This is a genomic window from uncultured Campylobacter sp. (genome assembly GCF_937997535.1).
GTDB lineage: Bacteria > Campylobacterota > Campylobacteria > Campylobacterales > Campylobacteraceae > Campylobacter_B.
This window is the reverse complement of record NZ_CALKTT010000005.1, coordinates 26,482-50,091: the sequence shown is the minus strand read 5'-3', so window position 1 is coordinate 50,091 and position 23,610 is coordinate 26,482. Positions and strand designations below refer to the sequence as shown.

22 protein-coding genes and 1 pseudogene are annotated in these 23,610 nt (G+C 47.8%); 16 read left to right on the top strand and 7 right to left on the bottom strand.

Features of this window, described 5'->3' with window-relative positions:
* The first annotated feature begins 2 nt into the window (after window positions 1-2).
* From nusG to tpx, 12 genes are all read left to right on the top strand, one after another.
* The gene (gene nusG, locus Q0117_RS00910) at window positions 3-533 is read left to right on the top strand and encodes a transcription termination/antitermination protein NusG (RefSeq protein ID WP_297921286.1); all 531 of its coding nucleotides are present in this window, start codon (window positions 3-5) and stop codon (window positions 531-533) included.
* 20 nt (window positions 534-553) lie between these two features.
* Window positions 554-979, top strand: a complete 426-nt coding sequence (gene rplK / locus Q0117_RS00905; RefSeq protein ID WP_005872629.1) for a 50S ribosomal protein L11 — start codon at window positions 554-556, stop codon at window positions 977-979.
* Between the two features lie 56 nt (window positions 980-1,035).
* A complete protein-coding gene (rplA, locus tag Q0117_RS00900) occupies window positions 1,036-1,737 on the top strand; it encodes a 50S ribosomal protein L1 (RefSeq protein WP_297921281.1) in 702 nt (233 codons plus the stop codon).
* A 113-nt stretch (window positions 1,738-1,850) separates the two neighbouring features.
* The gene (gene rplJ, locus Q0117_RS00895) at window positions 1,851-2,330 is read left to right on the top strand and encodes a 50S ribosomal protein L10 (RefSeq protein ID WP_295152864.1); all 480 of its coding nucleotides are present in this window, start codon (window positions 1,851-1,853) and stop codon (window positions 2,328-2,330) included.
* A 20-nt stretch (window positions 2,331-2,350) separates the two neighbouring features.
* Window positions 2,351-2,731 carry a 50S ribosomal protein L7/L12 gene (gene rplL, locus Q0117_RS00890; RefSeq protein WP_177386842.1) on the top strand — a complete coding sequence of 127 codons (381 nt, stop codon included), beginning with the start codon at window positions 2,351-2,353 and terminating at the stop codon, window positions 2,729-2,731.
* Window positions 2,732-2,821: 90 nt separating this feature from the next.
* A complete protein-coding gene (rpoB, locus tag Q0117_RS00885; protein WP_297921278.1) occupies window positions 2,822-6,958 on the top strand; it encodes a DNA-directed RNA polymerase subunit beta in 4,137 nt (1,378 codons plus the stop codon).
* Window positions 6,955-11,469 carry a DNA-directed RNA polymerase subunit beta' gene (gene rpoC, locus Q0117_RS00880; protein WP_297921276.1) on the top strand — a complete coding sequence of 1,505 codons (4,515 nt, stop codon included), beginning with the start codon at window positions 6,955-6,957 and terminating at the stop codon, window positions 11,467-11,469. Before rpoB ends, rpoC begins: the two co-directional genes overlap by 4 nt.
* A gap of 46 nt (window positions 11,470-11,515) precedes the next feature.
* Window positions 11,516-11,905: a DoxX family protein gene (locus tag Q0117_RS00875; RefSeq protein ID WP_297921274.1), complete on the top strand. Its 390-nt coding sequence runs from the start codon at window positions 11,516-11,518 to the stop codon at window positions 11,903-11,905.
* An 83-nt stretch (window positions 11,906-11,988) separates the two neighbouring features.
* Entirely contained in the window at window positions 11,989-12,363 is a 375-nt protein-coding gene (gene rpsL, locus Q0117_RS00870) for a 30S ribosomal protein S12 (protein WP_005872613.1), read from the top strand.
* Between the two features lie 69 nt (window positions 12,364-12,432).
* A complete protein-coding gene (gene rpsG / locus Q0117_RS00865) occupies window positions 12,433-12,903 on the top strand; it encodes a 30S ribosomal protein S7 (RefSeq protein WP_177386837.1) in 471 nt (156 codons plus the stop codon).
* Window positions 12,904-12,912: 9 nt separating this feature from the next.
* Window positions 12,913-14,988 (top strand): elongation factor G, encoded by a 2,076-nt coding sequence (gene fusA / locus Q0117_RS00860; protein ID WP_297881524.1) that lies wholly within the window; start codon window positions 12,913-12,915, stop codon window positions 14,986-14,988.
* 612 nt (window positions 14,989-15,600) lie between these two features.
* On the top strand, window positions 15,601-16,131 hold the full coding sequence (gene tpx, locus Q0117_RS00855) for a thiol peroxidase (protein ID WP_297921269.1): 531 nt from the start codon (window positions 15,601-15,603) through the stop codon (window positions 16,129-16,131).
* Window positions 16,132-16,701: 570 nt separating this feature from the next.
* Here the strand turns inward: tpx and Q0117_RS00850 are convergent.
* Window positions 16,702-17,445 carry a DUF4272 domain-containing protein gene (locus Q0117_RS00850; RefSeq protein WP_297921266.1) on the bottom strand — a complete coding sequence of 248 codons (744 nt, stop codon included), beginning with the start codon at window positions 17,443-17,445 and terminating at the stop codon, window positions 16,702-16,704.
* Window positions 17,446-17,903: 458 nt separating this feature from the next.
* On the opposite strand from Q0117_RS00850, the pseudogene Q0117_RS10605 reads away from it, so the two are divergent.
* From Q0117_RS10605 to Q0117_RS00840, 3 genes and pseudogenes are all read left to right on the top strand, one after another.
* A pseudogene (locus Q0117_RS10605) lies at window positions 17,904-18,127 on the top strand (hypothetical protein).
* Window positions 18,106-18,366, top strand: coding sequence for a hypothetical protein (locus Q0117_RS00845; protein ID WP_297921263.1), 261 nt, complete (start codon window positions 18,106-18,108; stop codon window positions 18,364-18,366). Before Q0117_RS10605 ends, Q0117_RS00845 begins: the two are co-directional and overlap by 22 nt.
* Window positions 18,367-18,436: 70 nt before the next feature.
* Entirely contained in the window at window positions 18,437-19,042 is a 606-nt protein-coding gene (locus tag Q0117_RS00840; RefSeq protein WP_297921260.1) for a nitroreductase family protein, read from the top strand.
* A gap of 86 nt (window positions 19,043-19,128) precedes the next feature.
* Here the strand turns inward: Q0117_RS00840 and Q0117_RS00835 are convergent, their stop codons facing one another.
* Both Q0117_RS00835 and pepE read right to left on the bottom strand, forming a co-directional pair.
* A complete protein-coding gene (locus Q0117_RS00835; RefSeq protein ID WP_297921257.1) occupies window positions 19,129-19,272 on the bottom strand; it encodes a hypothetical protein in 144 nt (47 codons plus the stop codon).
* An 839-nt stretch (window positions 19,273-20,111) separates the two neighbouring features.
* The gene (pepE, locus tag Q0117_RS00830) at window positions 20,112-20,945 is read right to left on the bottom strand and encodes a dipeptidase PepE (RefSeq protein ID WP_297921255.1); all 834 of its coding nucleotides are present in this window, start codon (window positions 20,943-20,945) and stop codon (window positions 20,112-20,114) included.
* Window positions 20,946-21,254: 309 nt separating this feature from the next.
* Here pepE and Q0117_RS00825 point away from each other — a divergent pair, with 309 nt between their 5' ends.
* Window positions 21,255-21,512 carry an MGMT family protein gene (locus Q0117_RS00825; protein WP_297921252.1) on the top strand — a complete coding sequence of 86 codons (258 nt, stop codon included), beginning with the start codon at window positions 21,255-21,257 and terminating at the stop codon, window positions 21,510-21,512.
* 705 nt (window positions 21,513-22,217) lie between these two features.
* Here the strand turns inward: Q0117_RS00825 and Q0117_RS00820 are convergent.
* From Q0117_RS00820 to Q0117_RS10595, 4 genes are all read right to left on the bottom strand, one after another.
* Entirely contained in the window at window positions 22,218-22,505 is a 288-nt protein-coding gene (locus Q0117_RS00820) for an MGMT family protein (RefSeq protein WP_297921249.1), read from the bottom strand.
* A gap of 322 nt (window positions 22,506-22,827) precedes the next feature.
* Complete coding sequence (locus Q0117_RS00815) at window positions 22,828-23,139, bottom strand: hypothetical protein (RefSeq protein WP_297921246.1); 312 nt, start codon at window positions 23,137-23,139, stop codon at window positions 22,828-22,830.
* 45 nt (window positions 23,140-23,184) lie between these two features.
* Complete coding sequence (locus Q0117_RS10600; protein WP_366807615.1) at window positions 23,185-23,343, bottom strand: hypothetical protein; 159 nt, start codon at window positions 23,341-23,343, stop codon at window positions 23,185-23,187.
* Between the two features lie 59 nt (window positions 23,344-23,402).
* The gene (locus Q0117_RS10595; RefSeq protein WP_366807613.1) at window positions 23,403-23,516 is read right to left on the bottom strand and encodes a twin-arginine translocation signal domain-containing protein; all 114 of its coding nucleotides are present in this window, start codon (window positions 23,514-23,516) and stop codon (window positions 23,403-23,405) included.
* Window positions 23,517-23,610: the final 94 nt, after the last annotated feature.

Sequence of the window (23,610 nt, the reverse complement as noted above, 5' to 3'; positions counted from 1 at the left end):
ATATGGCAAATAAATGGTATGCGATACAAACTTACGCCGGCAGCGAGATGGCGGTAAAGCGCGCGATAGAAGCGCTAAAACAAGACGAAGCACTTGAGGCTAAGATCGGCGAAGTGCTAGTGCCTACCGAAGATGTTATAGAGGTCAAAAATACAAAGCAAACCATCAAAGAGCGTAGCTTATATCCAGGATATTGTTTTGCAAATTTAGATTTGGATACCACTTTATGGCATAGAATTCAGATGCTGCCTAAGGTAAGTCGCTTTATCGGCGAGGCGAAAAAACCCTCTCCGCTACCGGAAAAAGATATCGAGATAATTCTAGAAAAGATCAATAATCGCGAGGCTCCTAAGCCGAAGATAAATTTCGAAGACGGAGAGACGGTTAGGATCGTCGACGGACCTTTTGCTAATTTCAACGGCATCGTAGAAGAGTATGATATGATACATGGCAAGCTTCGCCTCAATGTTTCGATCTTCGGACGAAGCACGCCGATTGAAATTTCATATTCGCAAGTTGAAAAGATTATTTAAATTTTATAAGGAGTAAATTTATGGCTAAGAAAGTTGTTGGCGAAATCAAGCTGCAAATAGCGGCCGCAAAAGCAAATCCAAGCCCGCCGGTAGGTCCTGCACTAGGTCAAAAGGGCGTTAATATTATGGAATTTTGCAAAGCGTTTAACGAGCGAACCAAAGATATGGCGGGCTTTAATATTCCGGTCATTATCACGGTTTATGCCGATAAAAGCTTTACTTTCATCACTAAGCAACCGCCTGCGACGGATTTGATCAAAAAAGCGGCGAAGATAGATAAGGGTTCGGACAATCCTCTTAAAAAGAAGGTAGCATCCTTAACTAAGGCTCAAGTTTTAGAGATCGTCGAGAAAAAGATCGCCGATCTGAATACCAAAGATAGAGAGCAGGCTGCTAGGATTATAGCGGGTTCGGCTCGTTCTATGGGTATTACGGTCACTGACTAGACCTTTTGACCGCTAAGGTTTAAAAAAGCGGTAGCACTTTAATTGCGGAGAAATATATGCCAAAAAATTCAAAAAGATTCAACGAACTTTTAAAAAAAGTTGACGTAAATAAAATTTATAGTGTAGACGAAGCGGTAAGCACAGTAAAAACTCTAGCTTCTGCTAAATTTGACGAGACGGTGGAGATCGCTCTTAAACTAAACGTAGATCCAAGACATGCCGATCAGATGGTGCGCGGCTCGGTCGTTTTGCCTGCTGGTACTGGCAAGAGCGTTCGAGTAGCCGTGGTTGCAAAAGACGCAAAAGCTAGCGAGGCTAGCGAAGCAGGTGCCGATATCGTGGGTGCCGATGATCTGATCGAAGAGATTCAAAAGGGAAATATAAATTTCGATGTTCTTATCGCCACTCCAAATTTAATGGGACTAGTCGGTAAGGTAGGTCGTATTCTCGGTCCAAAAGGCGTTATGCCGAACCCTAAAACCGGTACCGTTACTATGGATGTCGCTCAGGCCGTTAAAAATGCTAAGGGTGGACAGGTAAATTTCCGCGTCGATAAGCAAGGAAATATCCACGCAGGCCTTGGCAAGGCGAGCTTTAGCAAAGAGCAGCTTTTAGACAATATTACGACGTTTATCAAAACCATAAATAAGCATAAGCCAGCGACTGCGAAGGGTAGATACGTAACTCATGCATCGCTTTCACTTACTATGAGTCCTGCGGTTACGCTGGATAATCAAGAAATAATCGATTTAAAATAAAATTTTAAATTTTTATCTTAGATTGGAGATAGCTCAAGGTTTTTAACTTAATTGATCGAAATTTTAAAATTTCGATCGCTTGGCTTGAAATCACCGATCGGAAAGGAGACCTAATGACGAGAGACGAAAAATCAAAGATAGTAGCGGAGCTTGGCGAGGCTTTTAAGGCTAGCGAAGCTATAGTAATTTCCGATTTTAAAGGCCTTAGCGTTAAGCAGCTTGAAGATCTTAGAAATAGCGCGCGCGAAGCGGGCGTAAAGGTTCGGGTTATTAAAAACACCCTAGCTAATATCGCATTAAAAAATGCCGAAAAAAACGGACTTAGCTTTAAAGATACCAATATCTTCTTATGGGGCGAGCAGCTTTCTGTATGTAAAGTAGCGGCTAAATTTGAAGAGAAAAACGAAATTTTTAAGCTTAAGACCGCTCATATCGATGGGGAAGTAGCCGGCGTAGATAAGGTTAGAGCGCTTTCGAAGATGCCTTCGAGAGACGAGCTTATCGCGATGTTACTTCAAGTATGGAATGCGCCGATTCAAAATTTTACGATCGGCTTAAATGCGCTTAAGCAGAAAAAAGAAGCTAGCGCTTAATTAAAATTTAGGAGAATAAAATGGCAATTTCAAAAGAAGATGTTTTAGAGTATATCTCTAATCTTTCGGTGCTAGAGCTTAGCGAACTAGTTAAAGAATTCGAAGAAAAATTCGGCGTAAGCGCAGCTCCGGTTATGGTAGCAGGCGGCGCAGGCGCTGGCGGCGCAGGTGCGGCAGCGGCTGAAGAGAAAACAGAATTCGATGTCGTATTGCTTGATGCAGGCGATAAGAAAATCAATGTAATTAAGGTTGTTCGCGCCTTAACGGGCCTTGGCCTAAAAGAAGCCAAAGACGCTACTGAGGCTACTCCGTCCGTTCTTAAAGAGGGACTTAACAAAGAAGATGCCGAGAAGGCTAAAAAAGAGCTTGAAGAAGCAGGCGCTAAAGTCGAACTCAAATAAATCGCGAAATTTTAAAATTTCGCATACAAATGTGTGCCGGTGCGTCGCAGCGGCACTTCTTTCTTTAAAATACAACTACGAGGTAGTGGAATGTTAAACAGCCTATATTCAGGAAATCGTCTTAGGGTGGATTTTTCAAAGGTTCCCAAAGACATCGAAATTCCGAATTTATTACAACTACAAAAGAAAAGTTTTGATCATTTTTTAAATCTTGATAACTCGGGTGGAGAAAGCGGCATAGAGAAGGTTTTCAAAGCCATTTTTCCTATCCACGATGCACAGAATAGACTAAGTATCGAGTATGTAAGTAGCGAAATTTCAAAGCCAAAGTATTCGATTAGAGAATGCATGGAAAGAGGGCTTACTTATTCGGTAAATTTAAAGATGAAGCTCCGTCTGCTCGTGCATGAGCGCGATGAAAAGACGGGCAAAAAAATCGGCGTAAAAGAGATCAAAGAACAAGATATATTCATTCGCGACATTCCTTTAATGACCGACAGAATTTCATTTATCATAAACGGCGTAGAGCGTGTCGTCGTAAATCAGCTGCACAGAAGCCCGGGTGTAATCTTCAAAGAGGAAGAGAGCCCTACGGTTCTAAATAAACTTATCTACACCGCTCAAATAATACCTGATCGCGGCAGCTGGCTGTATTTCGAATACGACGTAAAAGACGTACTATATGTGCGCATAAATAAAAGGCGCAAGGTTCCGATCACGATCCTATTTCGCGCACTCGGCTACAAAAAACAAGACATCATAAAATTATTTTATCCTATTAAGACGATCTATATTAAAAAAGGAAAATTCCTAACCGATTTCGATCCGAAAGAATACGTGGGCAGGCTCGATTACGACATTATAAACGAAAAGGGCGAAGTGCTTCATCAAGCAAGCAAGCGCCTAACATCCAAAAAAGCAGAGAAGTTAGCAGAGGACGGACTAAAACTCATCGAGTATCCGGTTGAAATTTTAGCCGAGCGCTACCTAGCCGACGCCATCGTTGATAAAAACAGCGGCGAGGTGCTTTTTGATTCGCTAACTGCGCTAGATGAGGGCAAGCTAGCCAAGATCGCTAACACCGAGAAAAAATTTACGATCGCCAACGACCTAGCTAGCGGCGTAGACACTTCTATCATAAATTCTTTTATTCAAGATGCGGACGCGCTTAAGCTCTTGCAGCAAAGCGAGGGCGTAGACGACGAGAATGATCTGGCCGCGATTAGAATTTACAAGGTTATGCGCCCGGGCGAGCCGGTGGTAAAAGAAGCGGCAAAGAGCTTCGTAAACGATCTGTTTTTTAATCCGGAGCGCTACGATCTAACTAAAGTCGGCCGTATGAAGATGAACCATAAACTAGGCATCGAGGCGCCGGAGTACGTAACCGTGCTAACCAGCGAGGATATTATCAAGACGGCGAAATATTTAATTAGAGTTAAAAACGGCGACGGCTTCATCGATGATCGCGACAATCTCGGCAATCGCCGCATCCGCTCGATCGGCGAGCTTTTGGCGAACGAGATGCACCTTGGATTTATCAAGGTTCAAAAGGCGATCAAAGATAAATTTACCGGCATTAGCGGAAATTTAGACGAGCTTATGCCGTATGATTTCGTAAACCCTAAAACCATCACCACTACGCTTATGGAATTTTTCACCGGCGGCCAGCTAAGCCAGTTTATGGATCAGACCAACCCGCTTAGCGAGGTTACGCATAAGCGTCGTCTATCTGCGCTGGGCGAAGGCGGACTAGTTAAAGAACGCGCAGGCTTTGAGGTGCGTGACGTCCATCCTACGCACTACGGTAGAATTTGCCCTATCGAGACCCCTGAGGGTCAAAACATCGGTCTGATCAATACCCTAGCGACCTATGCGAAGGTAAATGATCTTGGCTTTGTCGAGGCTCCGTATAAAAAGGTCGTAAACGGTAAGGTTACCGACGAGATCGTCTATCTTACCGCTACGCAGGAAGAGGGGCTCGTAATCGCTCCTGCGTCCGCTAAATTGGACGAGGAGGGTAATATCGTAGAGGAGCTTTTAGAGGTCAGAAAAGACGGCGAAAATATTATGGCCAAGCGCGAGGATATTTCTTTGATAGACCTTTGCTCCGGTATGGTCGCGGGCGTAGCGGCGTCGTTGATCCCGTTTTTAGAGCACGACGACGCTAATCGCGCGCTTATGGGCTCGAACATGCAGCGCCAAGCCGTACCACTTCTGCACTCTACCGCCCCTATCGTCGGAACGGGTATGGAGGCGATCATCGCACGCGATTCGTGGGAAGCGATCAAGGCCGGTCGCGACGGCGTCGTAGAAAAGGTCGATAATAAAAATATCTTTATTTTAGGCGAGGACGAGAAGGGGCCGTTTATCGATCACTACTCGATGGAGAAAAATTTACGCACTAACCAAAACACTACCTTTTCACAGCGTCCTATCGTGCGCAAAGGCGACGTGATAAAGGCGGGTCAAATCATAGCCGACGGCCCTAGCATGGATGGCGGCGAACTTGCGATCGGCAAAAACGCCCTTATAGCTTTCATGCCGTGGCACGGCTACAATTACGAAGACGCCGTAGTCATGAGCGAAAAGATGATTCGTGCCGACGAATACACCAGCGTGCATGTTTATGAAAAGGAGATCGAGGCTAGAGAGCTTAAAGACGGCGTGGAGGAGATCACGCGCGACATCCCTAATATCAAAGAGGAGGAGCTTACCCACCTCGATGATAGCGGTATCGTAAAGATCGGTACTCACGTCAAACCTGGCATGATCCTAGTAGGCAAGGTAACTCCGAAGGGCGAGGTTAAACCGACGCCTGAAGAGAGGCTTTTGCGCGCAATTTTTGGCGAGAAGGCGGGACATGTGGTAAATAAATCTCTCTACGCGACCGCCTCTATGGAAGGCGTGGTAATCGACGTTAAAATTTTTACCAAAAAGGGCTACGAGAAGGATCCACGCACGAACAAAGCCTATGAGGATGAAAAAACCGAGCTCGAAAGGGAGCATCACGATAGGCTTTTGATGCTTGATCGCGAAGAGATGCTAAAGGTAGTGGCGCTTCTTTCTAAAAGCGCTTTGCAAAGCGATCAAAGCCTAAATAAAAAAGATTATAAAAAGGGCGATAAGGTTAAAAAAGAGGAGCTTGAAAGCTCCAACCGCTTTACGTTAAATTCCTTCGTTAAGGCTTATTCTAAAGCTGTTCAGAAGGAATACGAAGAGCTAAAAAATCACTTCCAAAACGAGAAGCGCAAGCTCAAAGAGGAGCATGACGAAAAGATCGAAATTTTAGAAAAAGACGATATCTTGCCAAGCGGCGTCGTTAAGCTCGTAAAGGTCTATATAGCAACTAAGCGCAAGCTAAAAGTGGGCGATAAGATGGCGGGTCGCCACGGAAACAAGGGTATCGTCTCAAATATCGTCCCTGAGGTCGATATGCCGTATCTGCCTAGCGGACAGCGCGTGGATATCGTGCTAAATCCTCTCGGCGTTCCAAGCCGTATGAATATCGGCCAGATAATGGAGAGCCACTTAGGTCTTGTGGGCTGGCGCTTAGGCGAGCAGATCGCTAAAATTTTAGAGGAGAAAACGGGCGAATGGATAAAAACCCTTCGCGCCAAAATGATTGAGATCGCGGGCGTTTCCAAGCTAATGCAGGCTAAAAAAACGCTTGAGAAGATCAGCGACGAAGATCTTTTGAAATACGCTAGAGACTGGGCGAAAGGGGTGAGATTTTCCGCTCCGATATTTGAAGGCATCGTGCCGGAGGATTTCAAAAAGCTATTTGAAATGGCGGGTATCGATCAGGACGGTAAGACCGAGCTTTACGATGGTCGCACCGGCGAAAAGATCAAAGAGCGCGTAAACGTGGGCTGCATGTATTATCTCAAGCTGCACCACCTAGTCGACGAAAAGGTTCACGCAAGAAGCACCGGTCCTTACAGCCTAGTTACGCAGCAGCCGGTCGGCGGCAAGGCGCTATTCGGCGGTCAAAGATTCGGCGAGATGGAAGTTTGGGCTCTGGAGGCATACGGCGCGGCATATACGCTCCGCGAAATGCTAACGATCAAATCCGACGACGTCGACGGACGCTTGGCTGCGTATAAGGCGCTGACAAAAGGCGAAAACGTTCCGTCTACAGGAATTCCTGAGACATTTTTTGTTTTAACAAACGAGCTTAAATCGCTTGCTCTAGACGTTGAAATTTACGAGAATGGAGAGAATAAATGAGCGATAATTCAAATTTAGAAAGAATAGAAATAAAAGAGGACGCCAGAGTCCACGACTTCGACGCGTTTGCAATCAGGCTTGCTAGTCCCGAGCAGATCAAGGCTTGGAGCCACGGCGAGGTCAAAAAGCCCGAAACCATCAATTACCGCACGCTTAAGCCGGAGCGCGACGGACTTTTTTGCGCTAAAATTTTCGGCCCCGTAAGAGATTATGAGTGCATCTGCGGTAAATATAAAAAGATGCGTTATAAGGGCTGGAAGTGCGAAAAGTGCGGCGTCGAGATCACGAGCTCGAAGGTTCGCCGTACTAGAATGGGGCATATTGAGCTGGTAACGCCGGTAGCACATATTTGGTACGTAAATTCCTTGCCTAGCCGCATCGGTACGCTTCTAAATATCAAGATGAAAGATCTTGAGCGCGTGCTTTATTATGAGGCTTACATCGTAGAAAGTGCAGGCGAGGCATTTTACGACAACGAAAATTCTAAAAAGGTCGAAAAATACGACGTTTTAAATGAGGAGCAGTATCAGAGCTTAAAAGAGCGCTTTTCGCAGACAGGCTTCGTCGCCAAAATGGGTGGTCAGGTAATCCGCGATATGCTAGCTGAGCTTGATTTAGTTGAAATTTTAAATTCTTTGAAAGAGGAGATGGATAACACAAACTCCGAAGCGAAGAAAAAAACTATCGTCAAGCGTCTAAAAGTCGTCGAGAGCTTTTTAAATTCCGGTAATAAGCCCGAGTGGATGATGATTACAAATCTGCCCGTGCTGCCTGCCGATCTACGCCCGCTCGTTAGCCTTGAGGGCGGTAAATTTGCAGTTTCGGACGTAAACGATCTATACCGCCGCGTCATCAATCGAAATTCTAGACTCAAAAGGCTGATGGAGCTCGATGCACCCGAGATCATCATTCGTAATGAAAAACGAATGCTTCAAGAAGCGGTGGACGCACTTTTTGACAATGGACGTCGCGCTAACGCCGTAAAGGGCGCCAATAAGCGACCGCTTAAATCTCTAAGCGAGATCATTAAGGGTAAACAAGGTCGCTTCCGTCAAAATTTACTCGGAAAGCGTGTGGATTTTTCGGGTCGCTCCGTCATCGTCGTAGGTCCAAATTTACGCATGGATCAGTGCGGTCTGCCTAAAACTATGGCGCTTGAGTTATTCAAGCCGCATCTAATCGCACGCCTGCAAGAGAAGGGCTATGCTACGACCGTCAAGCAGGCTAAAAAGATGATTGAAAATAGGATCAATGAAGTTTGGGAGTGCTTGGAGGAGGTCGTAAAGGATCACCCGGTTATGCTAAACCGCGCGCCGACGCTTCATAAGATGTCTATTCAGGCGTTTCATCCCGTGCTCGTCGAGGGCAAGGCTATCAGGCTGCATCCGCTAGTTTGCGCCGCGTTCAATGCAGACTTCGACGGCGATCAGATGGCGGTGCACGTGCCGCTTAGCCAAGAGGCGATCGCGGAGTGCAAAATTTTAATGCTAAGCTCGATGAATATCTTGCTTCCTGCGAGCGGAAAGCCCGTCGCGGTGCCTAGCCAGGATATGGTTTTGGGAATTTATTATCTAAGCCTCGAAAAGCCGGGCGCTAAGGGAACGAATAAAATTTTTGCAAACGTCGATGAGGTAATGCTCGCCGTGGAGGCAAACGCTCTGGATATCCACGCTAAAATCAAAACGATGATCGATCGCCGCATTATCTTTACGACCGCGGGCCGCTTGATCATCAAATCGATCCTGCCTAGCTTTATTCCGGATCATCTTTGGAATAAGATTATGAAGAAAAAGGATATCGCCGAGCTTGTCGATTACGTCTATAAAAACGGCGGCCTTGAGATAAGCGCGGAATTTTTGGATAATCTTAAAAATTTAGGCTTTGAATCCGCGACTAAAGCGGGCGTTTCGATCTCCGTTTCGGATATCATCGTGCCGAAGTCTAAAGCAGGTCTTGTAGAAGAGGCTAAAAAGCAGGTCAGAGAGGTTCAGAACCAATACGGCGCGGGCTTGCTAACTGACGGCGAGCGCTATAATAAAACGATCGACATCTGGACCAGCACTAGTAAGAAGCTAGCCGATGAGATGATGAAGATGATGGAGAAGGATAAGGACGGCTTTAACTCGATCTATATGATGGCCGATAGCGGTGCACGCGGTAGCGCGGAGCAGATCAAGCAGCTAGCGGGCATGAGAGGTCTGATGAGTAAGCCAGACGGTTCGATCATCGAGACGCCGATCACTTCAAATTTTAGAGAAGGTCTGAATGTAAACGAGTACTTCATCTCGACCCACGGCGCGCGTAAGGGTCTTGCCGATACTGCACTCAAGACTGCAAATGCGGGATATCTAACGCGAAAGCTGATCGACGTCGCACAAAACGTCAGAGTTACGATGCACGACTGCGGCACGCACGAGGGTATCGAGGTTACCGAGATTGTAGAGAACGGAACGCAAATAGAAAGCCTAGCCGATAGGATTATGGGTAGGGTGCTAAGCTCGGATGTGATTGATCCAGTATCGAATGAAATTTTATTTACTGAAGGCACGCTTCTAGGCGTTAATGAGGTACGCACCATAGTCGATGCCGGCATCAAATCCGTAAGCATCCGTACGCCTATTACGTGCAAGGCTGAAAAAGGGGTTTGCGCGAAGTGCTACGGCGTAAATTTGGGAGAGGGCAAGCTGGTAAAACCGGGTGAAGCGGTCGGTATCATATCGGCGCAATCCATCGGCGAACCGGGCACGCAGCTTACGCTACGAACCTTCCATGCCGGCGGTACTGCATCTACCGAGCAGCAAGATCGTCAAGTAATCGCCGATAAGGAGGGCTTTATCAGATATTACAACGTAAAGACCTACGAAAACGGCGGCAAAAATATCGTAATGAACCGCAGAAACGCCGCGGTGCTTTTGGTTGAGCCAAAGATCAAAGCTCCAATTACCGGCAAGGTAAGCATCGATATAACTCATGATGATGTGAATATTACGCTAAAAGGCAAGAAAGAAGAATTTAAATATACCATCCGACGCCACGATCTAGCCAAGCCTACCGAGCTTGCGGGCGTAAGCGGTAAAGTTGAGGGGAAATTCTACATCGTATTTAAAGACGGCGAAACCGTTGGAGAAAATGATAGTTTAGTAGAGGTTATAAAAGAAGACTGGAATATCCCTACTCGAATTCCGTTTGCAAGCGAACTTCGCGTCAAAGACGGCGAGCCGGTAACCCAAAAGATCAAAGCGGGAGCAAATGGTACGCTTAAGTATTTCATCCTCAAAGGTGATTATTTAGAGAGGCTAAGAGATATCAAAAAAGGTCACGTTGTAAGCGAGAAGGGCATGTATGTAGTCATCTCCGATAAAAACGGCAGAGAGGCGATCCGCCACTACATACCGCGCGAATCTGTCATTACCTATGATGATAATAGCGTCGTAAAAAGTGAAGATCTTATCGCCAAGCCTAAAAAAGACGACAGATTAATTATCGCCGAGTGGGATCCGTATTCTATCCCTGTGGCTGCAGAGTGCGAGGGTAAGATCGGCTTTGAGGATATCGAGCCTGGATATACCGCTACGGAGCAATATGACGAGACTACCGGCCAAAGCCGTTTGGTTATCAACGAGTACCTTCCGCAAGGCGTCAAGCCGGCTATTATCGTAACTCCTAGCAAGGGCGAGCCTATCAAATACAACCTAGGACCGAAGACTGCGATTTTTACGAATAAGGGCGATCAGGTAGCGATTGCGGATATTTTGGCTAGAACGCCGAAAGCTGCTGCAAAATCAAAAGATATCACCGGCGGTTTGCCGCGCGTATCGGAGCTATTTGAGGCTCGCCGCCCGAAAAATACCGCGATCATCGCAGACATCGACGGAACCGTCCGTTTCGATAAAGCACTGCGCGCAAAAGAGCGCATCGTAATCGAGGGTGAGGATGGAACGAGCGCCGAGTATCTAATCGATAAGAGTCGCCAGATCCAAGTGCGAAACGGCGAGTTCGTCCACGCAGGCGAGAAGCTTACCGACGGAGTTATCAGCTCGCATGACGTGCTTAGAATTTTAGGCGAAAAGGCGCTGCATTATTATCTGATCAGCGAAATTCAACAGGTTTATCGCTCTCAAGGCGTCGTTATTAGCGACAAGCATATCGAGATCATCGTATCTCAGATGCTCCGCCAAGTCAGAATCGTCGATAGCGGCGATACTCAGCTTATCGTCGGCGATCTGATCAGCCGCCGCAGATTTAAAGAGGAAAATGAGCGGATCGTAAAGATGGGCGGCGAGCCTGCGATCGCAGAGTCCGTACTGCTGGGTGTAACTCGTGCGGCCGTAGGAAGCGATAGCGTCATTTCGGCGGCGTCCTTCCAAGAGACTACGAAGGTTCTAACCGAGGCTAGTATCGCGGGTAAATTTGACCGATTAGAGGACTTGAAAGAAAACGTAATTTTGGGTCGCATAATCCCGGTTGGAACGGGTCTGTATAAAGACAAGGAAGTTAAACTTAAAAAATAATTTAGGGCAAAAAGCCCTAAATTTACCTAAATTTAAAGGATGAGACATGAATATGATCAACATAAATTTCGGTCTGTTGTTTATCAGGTTGGGGCTTGGAGTTTGTCTTTTAATGCACGGAATTTTTAAGCTCACTCACGGCATAGACGGCGTAAAATCGATGTTGGTAGCCAGAGGAATTCCGGATCTGGTGGCTTACGGCGCATATGTAGGCGAGGTGCTGGCGCCTGCGATGATAATCATAGGCGTATTTTGCCGCATAGGCGCTCTGCTTGTGATCGCAAACGCGCTCATGATAATATATGTTCTACATACTCCGTTGAGTGCGCTTACCGGCGTGGGCGGATTTGAGCTGGAAATCGTATATCTGTATCTTTCTGCTGCGATCTGCCTAGTGATCTGCGGCGGCGGAGAGTTTGTACTGATTAGAGATTAAAATTTAGTTAAATTTACGTTTCTGTAAGTTTAAACAAAGTATAATCCAAATCTTTTTGAATAAATTTTTGTGAAAGGAAAGATGTGCCAACCATAAATCAATTGGTCAGAAAAGAGCGCAAGAAGATTACCGAGAAATCGAAGTCTCCGGCGCTAAAGAATTGCCCTCAACGAAGAGGAGTTTGTACTAAGGTCTATACCACGACCCCTAAAAAGCCAAACTCTGCGCTTCGTAAAGTTGCCAAAGTAAGGCTTACTAGCGGATTTGAAGTCATCAGCTATATCGGCGGTGAAGGTCATAATCTACAAGAGCACTCCATCGTGCTAGTTCGCGGCGGTCGTGTAAAGGACCTACCGGGCGTTAAATACCACATCGTCCGCGGTGCGCTTGATACTGCAGGCGTTGCGAAACGAACCGTTGCAAGATCAAAATACGGTGCTAAACGACCTAAAAAATAGTTTGGCCTAAACAGACCGGCACTAGATTTTGCCGAGTTTGAGTAAAATTTTAAAATTTGAAGGAATAAAATGAGAAGAAGAAAAGCTCCCGTTAGGGAAGTTATGCCCGATCCGATTTATGACAGCAAAGTAATCACAAAATTTATTAATTCGCTTATGTTTGACGGCAAAAAGAGCGTCGCTACCGAGATCATGTACGGCGCCTTAAATTTCATCGACAATAAAGGCGGAGAGAAGAAAGGTATAGAAATTTTTAACGATGCCATTGATAACGTTAAGCCTTTGATGGAGGTAAAATCTCGTCGTGTAGGCGGCGCAACTTATCAGGTTCCGATCGAGGTCAGGCCGGCTCGACAGCAGGCTTTGGCTATCCGCTGGATCATATCTTTTGCGAGAAAAAGAAGCGAGCGCACGATGATAGAGCGCCTGGCTTACGAGCTTATGGACGCCGCAAATTCTAAAGGTTCTTCGTTTAAGAAGAAAGAAGATACCTACAAGATGGCGGAGGCCAACAAAGCTTTCGCGCATTATCGTTGGTAGGAGGGCATCATGGCAAGAAAAACCCCTTTGCATATGGTTAGAAATATCGGTATTGCCGCCCACATCGATGCCGGAAAGACCACTACGAGCGAAAGAATTCTATTTTTTACCGGCATGAGTCATAAGATTGGCGAGGTTCACGAGGGCGCCGCTACGATGGACTGGATGGAGCAGGAGCGCGAGCGCGGCATCACGATTACATCTGCCGCTACCACATGCTTTTGGAATAATCATCAGATAAATTTGATTGACACTCCGGGTCACGTTGATTTTACTATCGAAGTCGAGCGCTCGATGCGCGTTTTAGATGGTGCGGTAGCAGTATTTTGCTCTGTAGGTGGCGTTCAGCCTCAAAGCGAGACCGTTTGGCGTCAAGCGAATAAATACCATGTTCCGCGCATTATTTTCGTAAATAAAATGGACCGCGTCGGTGCAAATTTCTATAATGTCGAACAGCAGGTAAAAGATAGGCTCAAGGCTCATCCAGTTCCTATTCAAATTCCGATCGGCGCTGAGGACGATTTTAAAGGCGTTATCGATTTAGTCACTATGAAAGCGCTCGTTTGGGATGACAGCAAGGGTCCTTCTGCTCCGGAGATCGTTGAAATTCCTGCCGAGCTACGAGAAAAAGCACAGGAATATCGCGACAAGATGATTGAGGCGGTAGCAGAGACTGATGAAGCTTTGATGGAGAAGTATTTTAACGGCGAAGAGCTAAGCGTAGAAGAGATTAAAAAGGGCATCAAGAAAGGCTGCTTAAGCCTAAGCTTCTTTCCTATGCTATGCGGTACCGCATTTAAAAATAAGGGCGTGCAGCCTTTGCTAGATGCGGTCGTAGATTATCTACCTGCGCCTGATGAAGTGCCTGCGATTAAGGGGCAGTATGAGGATGGCAGCGAGGTTCATGTAAGCTCTACCGACGAGGGCGAGTTCGCGGGCCTTGGATTTAAGATTATGACCGATCCTTTTGTAGGTCAGCTTACCTTTGTACGCGTTTATCGCGGTGTTTTGGAAAGTGGCAGCTACGTCGTAAATACTGGCAAAGGCAAAAAAGAGCGCATCGGACGCTTGCTAAGGATGCACTCAAATAAACGCGAAGAGATCAAGGAGCTTTATGCGGGCGAGATCGGTGCTGTCGTGGGTCTTAAAGATACCCTTACCGGCGATACTCTAGCTAGCGAAAAAGATAAAGTAATTTTAGAACGTATGGAATTTCCTGATCCCGTTATAAGTGTAGCTGTAGAGCCTAAAACCAAAGCCGATCAAGAGAAAATGGGTATCGCGCTTCAAAAATTGGCGCAAGAAGATCCAAGCTTTAGGGTTGCGACCGACGAGGAGAGCGGACAAACTATCATTTCGGGAATGGGCGAATTGCACCTCGAGATCATCGTAGATAGAATGCTTAGAGAATTTAAAGTCGAGGCCGAGGTCGGACAGCCGCAGGTCGCATATCGCGAGACTATCCGCAAAAAGGTCGAGCAGGAATACAAATATGCCAAGCAGTCGGGCGGTCGCGGTCAATACGGTCACGTATTTTTGCGCCTAGAGCCTTTGGAGCCTGGCACCGGATATGAGTTCGTAAACGATATCAAAGGCGGCGCGATTCCGAAAGAATACATCCCCGCAGTCGATAAGGGCTGCCAAGAGGCGATGCAAAACGGCGTTTTGGCGGGATATCCGGTCGAGGATGTGCGCGTAACGGTCTATGACGGAAGCTACCACGAAGTCGATAGCTCCGAAATGGCATTCAAACTTGCCGCTTCTATGGGCTTTAAAGAGGGCGCTAGAAAAGCGGGTGCCGTGATCTTGGAGCCTATGATGAAGGTCGAGGTAGAAACCCCTGAGGAGTATATGGGCGACGTCATCGGCGATCTAAACAAGCGCCGCGGACAGGTCAATAATATGAGCGAACGCGGCGGCAATAAGATCATCGACGCATTTTGCCCGCTTTCGGAGATGTTCGGTTACTCGACCGATCTGCGCTCTCAGACGCAGGGTCGTGCGACCTATTCGATGGAATTTGATCACTACGACGAGGTTCCTAAAAACGTAGGCGAAGAGATCATCAAAAAGCGCAACGGCTAAGCTTAACGAGCGCTAGGGCGCGGCGATAACTTTATTGCCAACCCCGGCGCTTCTTTAAATTTTAAAATGGCGTTTAAATTTAACCTACTTCATGAGCCAAAATTTTAGCTCATACTCTAGCTTCAAATAAAATTTCAATCCATAAATTTTCATTTCTGTAGATTGTAAATTTAGATCAAAAAATTTTAATTAAATTTAAAAATCTAAAGCCGTAACTTAAAGTATGTCCAAGACGTCGCGCCTATCGTTTTACTAGAGATTTCTTTCTTTCGCAGAGAAAGCACTCATGTCGTTATAGCGCTTTGATTTTTAATTCACGGACAAAATCGCCGTAGGCGAGATCGCGCAAACGGGGCGAAATTTTACCTTCGGTGCAGCCTTATGCTCGGATTGTAATCCAAAGAGCGCTATGTTAAGTCACGATATTTTAGTAGTAGAGTGTTTTTACTGCATTACTTCGCGCCGTAAAATTTCATCTTTGCAGACCGATCTACGCGCCGCTCATATAGGCCGAGCCGACGCACGAACTTGCCTATTTTCGGATTTAGCAGGCGTTTGTTTTCGCGGGCTTATAATGCGCCCGTTTTAAATATTTCAAAACAAAGGAAAATCATGCAACAAACTAAATTACAAGGCGTAAGCGTCGGTCTTTTGAGCAGCAAGCTTAAGCTTGGAGATAAGGCGCCCGAGCTCAGCCTAGTCGCGGCCGATCTTAGCGAGGTCAAAGTCGGCGGCGGCACGGGCAAGGCACAGGTCATCATCGCCGTGCCGTCCCTGGATACGGACGTGTGCGCGACCGAGACGCGCAAATTTAACGAGCGCGCGGCGAGCATAAAAAATACCGAGGTTTTCGTGATCTCGATGGATCTGCCATTTGCTGCGGGCAGATTTTGTTCGACCGAGGGGATCAAAAATTTGCGCGCCCTAAGCGACTTTCGCGATAAGGAGTTTGCGCGCGTATACGGCGTGCTGATCGCGGACGGCGCGCTTGCGGGGCTAATGTGCCGCGCGGTTTTCGTCGTGGATACCGCGGGCAAGATCACCTATAAGCAGATCACGGACGACATCGTAGATGAGCCAGATTACGACGCGGCGCTCAATGCGGCGGCGTTTGCGAGCGGAAGCGCTGCGACGCATGGCTGATGCAATTTCTAGGTCTGCGGTGCAGACGTTGCCCGCTTAAATTTGGCGGGCTTAAAACACGCGGACGGGCGCCTCGCTCGCCCGCAACTTTAAATTCTAAAATTCCACGGCATCCTGAAATTTAGCAGACCGCGTCTGAAATTTCGGCGGATCTGCGTTCGTGATCCGCTTTGTGTAGTTTGCAACAGAATTTTAAAATTCTATCCCCAATCAATTCATAAATTTTTCACATTCGGTATGCTTTTTGATCCGTCGGCAAATATTTTGGATTTAGAAAAAACAGCGCGCGATCGAGGCTAAATTTTAGCGCAAAAATACAGGCGGCAGTATTGCGAGATGGATTTAAATGTTGTGCAGAAATTTTAAGTCAAGATAAGGCAGATAGCCTATCGCAGGCTTAAAATTTCAAACTCATTTAAAGACGCTTACGGGATAACGCGCAAATATAAGGCGCAGTATTTTTTCGCTTAAACGAGGCGAAATTTGATTTTTAAGCGTAGGCTAGGCAAGATAGCCTGCCGAGCTTGAAAATCAAATTTTAAAGAAGTATAAGTAGGAAAAGAGGGGTCGCTAAGTGTTCAGATCAGGATAATCCCATGCGTTATATTCGTCCGTCAGATTATCGTTCTCCGCCCCCTTGCAGCACAGCCACTCTAACCCGCCGCGCCTCTCCATCACGACCTCTTCGTCGAGCCCCGCGCAGTCTGAGCCGTGCACGCGGGCATTGACGCACGCCCAGTGGTAGCGATAGATGAGATCAAGCGCCTGCAGGATTTCATCCGTATCGCGCAGCTTCACGCGCGCCGAAAAATCACCGCCGCTAAAGGTGTCCATCACAAAGGCGCAGTCGCAGATCTTGCTCGGAAAACTAAGCTCCTCCACGAGCCCCATGGCCCACATCAGCGCCCACAGCGACTCGTATTTCCAGCCCATATTTACGGCCTCGTCGCGGCTCGCCTCGCCCTGCACGACGCGGCGCTCCATGCGCGTGAGCTTGTATATGCAGCCGTAGCGGTTATCTAGAAAGCCCTGCGCGCCCCGCTTACCCTCATCCGCGAGCTTGCCCTCGTCTCTGATCGAGCAGGCGCACATTATCGCGGCGTAAGAACAGATCGCGCGGGCGATGACCTCGTCCTTTTCGCGCGGGGAAACCTCGTCCGTCTCGTATCGCAGCGGCAGATGGTCAATGTGCGGCACGCCCTGCGATTTTAAAATTTCGATGCTTATATCCTTGCGCTCCTGCGCGGTCTTGCCGATCTTTGCGGCGTTTGCGCTATTTTTGCCGCCTTTTTTGAAAAAATCTGAAAACGCCATGAGCTCTCCTTAAAATTTTAAACGTATTTTAAAACAATCGCGCAAAATTTCAGCTTACGGCGACGATGCGGATTTTTAAATTTAAGCTCAAACCCGAACTTTGGAAATCGGACGGAAATTCCGCGCCTCATCTTGCTAATTTATACGGCGCCGTGCAAGCTCGCCCGTATCCGTAATGAGCGAATTAAAAAGGATCGTTCGCGCCGCAAGTAGGCGGACGAATTATGGTAAAATTCGGCAAATTTATGTAGGAGTGGCGAATGGGACGGCAGATAAATTTTTAAAATCGCAAAAGAACACACTAAGAACACATTCGCTCGCTAAAATCCATCCAAAATTTTAAGGCGAAAAGTGCCACAAAGGAGAAAAAATACGAATCTACGACATAACGTAACTACAGGCAGAGGCGAGCAAAAGTCTATGGGCGAAGTACCGCGGCAAGGTGTTGCTAATCGCAGATACGGGCCAGTAAATGCGGCTTTACGAACCAATACGAGGAGCTTGAGGCGCTAAATCAGGAGTTTAAAGACAAGGGGCTTTGTTGTTGGGCTTTCCTAGTGATAATTTCGCTCATCAGGAGCCCGATGACGACGAGACGATAGAGCAAAATTGCAAGCTAAATTTTGGCGTAACGTTTGAGCTATTTAAAAAAAAGGCGACGTGCGCGGCGAGAGTGCGATAGAGCTGTTTAAATTTCTAACTTCAAAACAGGGATTTAAAGGCTTTGATGCCGCCCATCCGTTAAGCGCAAAACTTGAAGAATCGCCAAAAAGTAACTTCCCCGAAATTCTAGAAGGCGACGGCGTGAAATGGAATTTTACGAAATTTGTAGTGGATAGAAACGGCGAAGTCGTAGCGAGATTTGAGCCGACGGCTAGCTTTGAACAGATAAAAGCGTGCGTGAAAAAGATACTAGGCTAAACGGCTGCTTGCGGACGCTTGAGTAAAGCGCGGCGAGCCTGAAATATAAAATCAAATTTAAGGAGAGAAAATGCAACTACTCGAAGCTATGAAAAAGCGTCGAAGCGTGCGCGAATTTAACGCCGAAGTCCCGTCAAAAGAGGAGATCCAGGCGATTTTGGTGGCAGCGTATCTGGCGCCCGCTCTTTTTACCACGAAGGACGCTCACATAAGCGTTATTACGGACAAAGATCTTTTGCGCGAGCTTGATGCGGCGGCCGTTAAGAAATTCGGCAAAATGCTTGAAAATATGGGGATGAAAACCAAAACTACGCTTTACGGCGCGCCCGTTCTTATCTTGCTTTCGGGTAAACTCGCGACGGAACTGCCGAAGGAATGCGAAGGCGCCAAGCTTGAAAACCTACACCGCGGGATTTACTGGGCGATGGGTTCTGTGATGCAAAATATGCAGCTTCGCGCAACCTCGCTTGAGCTTGCCTCGTGCCCGATAAATACAGTCGTCGTTACGCTTTTTGACGAGCCTATTCTCGCAGCTCGTGCGGGCATCCCCGAGGGATACTCGCCGCTTTGCTCGCTTGCGATCGGTAAAAGCGACGCTAAATGCGAGGAGCGTAAGCCTAGCTGCGATCATTATAAGGTTAGCTATATTTTAATTTGCTTGTGCCCTGCCGTTTAAATTTGCGCCTGCAACGAAGCCTAATGTGGCGTCTGAGTGGATACGTTCATAGTGGCTAAACGCTTAAATTTGCAGGCGTTTTAAATTTATAGCCCTTTGCGAGCCGTCTGCGAAGCGGCGCAAACTAGCGGTGGCGAAAGCAGCTTTGAGATCGTGCGGCTTACGATGTGGCGGAGCGACCTTTTGCTTGCATGAAGGCCTTGCGCGAGCGATGCCGCCTTTTCTTGCATAATCAAGCCGTTTAAACGGGAAAACAATTAAATTCTAAAAGCGCGCGTGATTCAAGCAGCGCTTTTTTTGCGTAAGCGCCGCCTTTGCTCGCGCTAGCGATGCCGCTCGTTTACAGCGTCGTAATATTCGGCAGTTTGTCGTCGTTTGGATCAAATTTTAAAATTTTACCGTCCGCGCAGCGCTTCGCGTAAAAATAATCTTTGTAAAAAGAAGCGCCGCAGCTAAGCCCGCGACCGATCGCTTCGTCGTTTTTGAATTTATTTCCGGAGAAAATTTCCCCAAGTAGCCGCGCTCAGATTTTTTGCGACGAGTCGCAGCGCGATCATCTCTATAGCTTCTTGCGTCTCTGCTCGCCCGTGCCTTCTATGATGCTTCGATACATATCGTCGTGAAATATCTTTGCAGGCAATTCGGACTCTTGCGGTGATTCCAGCGAGATAAAAATTTTAAGCTTTGCCTCAGGTCGGTTAAGTTTCGGAGGTGATTCGAACCTGTTTTGGCGGCGCCATAGGCGCTCTTTTTTGCAAATATACCGTCCCGCCGCAGCCGGCAAGGATATCCGCGATGTATGGGGTAAAAGCGGCATAAGAAGGCGGACGCGGGGCATTTTATTTGCGTTTTAAATTTTACTCTTTATGGCTTCGGCGATCGCGCGCCGCTTTAAATCGATGTTTATCTTTTGACCATGCGTTCACATAAGAAAAGTGCGCTTTGCCGCGTAAATTTAAAAGCGGCGCCCGAATTTAACCGAGCGCCGCAATTAAAATTTAGCCGATTTACGCATTCAAACGAGCGGTGCCGCCTGGCGCACCTCTCGGCTAAATTTAAGCGGGTGCGATCAATACTTAAACGAGCTTCTCGGCTCGATTAATTCGACCTTTTTGTTGTAGTTCATCTTTAGCACCGCAGCAGGCCCGAGCACGGTCGCCTTCTCGCCCTCAAGCCAAAACGCCGTACCCTCCGGCATCGCATAAACTGTCGATTTTTGATTAGCGATCAAAAATTCCTCCAGCCGCTCCTCTCTGCTCTCGCCGTTGTGCCCCGCAGGCTTGCCCGAGATGAAGTGCGGATTGATCTGGTGCGGGAAGATGTTGAAGGTATTAAACGACTCGGGCTCGATGATCGGCATATCGTTCGTCGTCATCATCGTAGCGCCCGCGACGTTTGAGCCGGCGCTCCAGCCGATATACGGCGTGCCGTCCTCGACCATTTTGCTGATTAGGGCGATGAGCTCGTTTTCGTACATATCGTGCACGAGCTTGAAGGTGTTGCCGCCACCTACGAATATGCAATCCGCGCTCGCAACTTCCTTCGCGGCGTTTTTAGCGTGATGGACGCCGACGATGTTTAAGTTTAAGCTCGCAAGCGCCTCTTTGACGCGCTTTTCATATTCGTCGTAGCTTCTGCGTAGGCTCGCGTAAGGGATGAAAACGATCTTTTTGCCCGAGAGATTGTTTTCCTGCGCAAATTTACCGATCCACGCCACCGCGTGCGATAGATACTTCGTGTCCTTGTAGCCCGAGCTTGAGAGCAGCAGCGCTCTTTGCTTGCTATGATCGCGCTTAGAGAGCTTAAATGCCTTTTCGCTCGCAGCTAGTTCGCTCGTGCTGAGCATCGCAGCGCCCGCCGCCAAAGCGGCTACCTTTAGTAGGTCTCGTCTTTGATTTTGCATCTTTTCTCCTTTAAATCAAAGTTGATATCTATTTTGAAATTATATTCCTTTACATATAAAGGGAGACTGAATATTCGGTTTAAATTTCGCTTGCGCGCAGGCCTCGGCAAGGTAAAATTTTAAAACTACTAAATTTCGAAATTAGGCGAGGTGCCGCGTCGTAAAATTTAAAAGCGCGGCTAAATTTAATAAAATTCAGGGCGCCGGCACGAGGTTAAATTTAGCGAATTTTCGCCTAAGCTTAAACGCGAAAGAGTATAATCGCGCCATGGTTTTGACGCAAAATTTGATCTATGAAATTTTACCCTTGTGGAGGAGATCCCCGCGGGCAGGGTCGCTAGCTACGGACAGATCGCGCGCCTGATCGGGCTGCCCGCTCACTCGCGGCTCGTGGGGCGCGTACTCTCGCAAGCAGAGCTCTACGGCGACTATCCGTGCCACCGCGTAGTAAATCACGCAGGCGCCTTGGCGGCGAGCTTCACGGCTCAGCGCGAATTGCTAGAGGCCGAAGGCGTGGAATTTAGAGGCGAGCGCGTCAATATGAAAAAGCACCGCTGGGAGTGCTAAGATCTAATCGCCGCAGCCTGAAGCACGGAATTTGCGGATCGTTTGAAGCGCGAAATTTTAAATTGTCCGCGACATGGAATTTTAATTTATAAAATTTTTAGATCCGCGCAGGTTTAAACGGCGTAGCAGCGGCGCTACCGATCGCTAAGAGCCTGCGAGCTTTATTTGCTTGTAGATGCGGCGCAAATCATCATACGTGAAAAGATAAAATTCATCTTTTTTGCGCGGCGGTTTAAAACGCTAATTTAAGCGGGCTCCTCGGCAATCAACCCGCCGTAGTTTTACGAAGCAGATGCGACGCCGCCTATTAGTTTTTTCACTGCAGGCTTTCGCGCTCGTTTCGGCGCCGCTTGTAGATTTTGGCTATCGTAAATTTTGCAGCAGCCGAACTGGCGGTCGATCTGTTCGTCCTCGGTGCGTTAAAATTTTAAATCGATGCGGCTTCTGCGGGAGGCGGAGAAAAAGCGGCGAAATTTTAAAATTTACTCAATCCGCTCTTTGAGCGCATCGGTGCGGGACATTTTGCGGTGCGCCGATTTGAGTTTCGCACGGGGCGCCGTTTCAGCGGCGTAGCTAGGCTCATTTAGCGATACGGCTCGCAACGCTTATCGTCCTTTTGGCGGCAAGCCCCATCTTGCGCGGCTTTGCTATCCGACTAGCTATTTTTGGGCCTTTGGCGCGCTATTAGCCGCTTAAATTGCATTTTTACGGCGCGGTGCTATTTGGGGGTGTGAAAAGCCCTCGCATATCGACGCCCCCTGGCTGCAGTAGCTTTATTTTCCTATCGATGCCACCCGCATAGCCCGTGAGGCTGCCGTGCATGCCTACGACGCGGTGGCAGGGGATGATGATCGAGATTTCGTTGTGCCCTACGACGCCGCCCACGGCTTGCGCGGACATCTTCGCTAGCCCGCGTGCTGCGGCGATTTCGCGCGCGATCTGCCCGTAGGTCGTGGTTTTGCCATATGGAATTTTAAGCAAAATTTCCCACACGGCGCGCCTAAACGCCGAGTCCGCGGGATTTAGAGCGGGCGTAAAACCCGGCTCGTGTCCGCTAAAATACAGATCGAGCCAGCGCTTAGTTTGATCGAAAACGGCTAGGTTTTTTCCTCGAAGTATCCGCTTTGCTCGTTTTGCTCGTTCGTGCAGAATTTTCCGCTCGCGCCTTGCACCGAAAGATTGGTGGCGCGAGGTTTTTTGCCCGTGTCTTTAACTGCAAAACCGCGCGTGAAGAATTTTTCACTTGCTATAAGTGTGTGTGCGCAGAATTTGCCGTCCGCGCTGTTCGCCGCTTTTGCCGTAATATTGCTCTTTTTCAGCGCCGCAAAATCGCGCTGTGTTTCGCTCGCGGCGCGCTGCTCTTTTGCGAGCAGATCGGCGCTACCTCGCTTTTTTCCGCCCCGCTTTTCGCCTCTAGCGCACGACCTTTCTCGCAGCAATCCTCTCTCGCGGCGGCATCTGTTTTTGCCGCAATATCGCGCGTGCAGAATTTGCCGTCCGCGCCGCTCGCCGCAAGAGCGTGCGCGTAGTATTTCTCGCCCTCGAACCACAGTCCGCAAAGCCCCGCCCCATCGCCTGCGAGCGTGATTTTACCAAGCGGCGAGTCGTAATATGCGATAAATTTCATCGTTGCTCCTGTTTTGCGATTAAATTTAGGCGCCGCAAATAGCGCCTAAATTTCCCAAATTTCTAAAATTTGCGGGCAGATTTTAGCTACGCTTTGCTTAAACTCCGCCTTTTGCGCGCTACTCGGGTCGCTAACGGCTTCAAATTTGCAAAAAAGCTCCGCGATCTTTAGCCAGCCTGCAAGATTGAGATCGAATTTTTTCAAATTTGCCTCGGACAAAAACTCCAAATCATGGTCGTAAAACGCGATCTCGCCGCCAGAGCTTAGTAGCCAAAGATCGCCGGTGCCGCCCTCTGCAAAGATACAAAACTCGCGCAGCAGCCTGCTGTCGCCCTCAAAAGGAAATTTCGCCGCGTCGTTGCAGCGCGCGATCTCATGCTCTTTCAGCACTCTAAAATCGCCCGCAATCTCCCTTCCGAAGTATCCGCCTAGGATATTTTTTAGCTCGTTTTTGTTCAAAATTTAACCCCT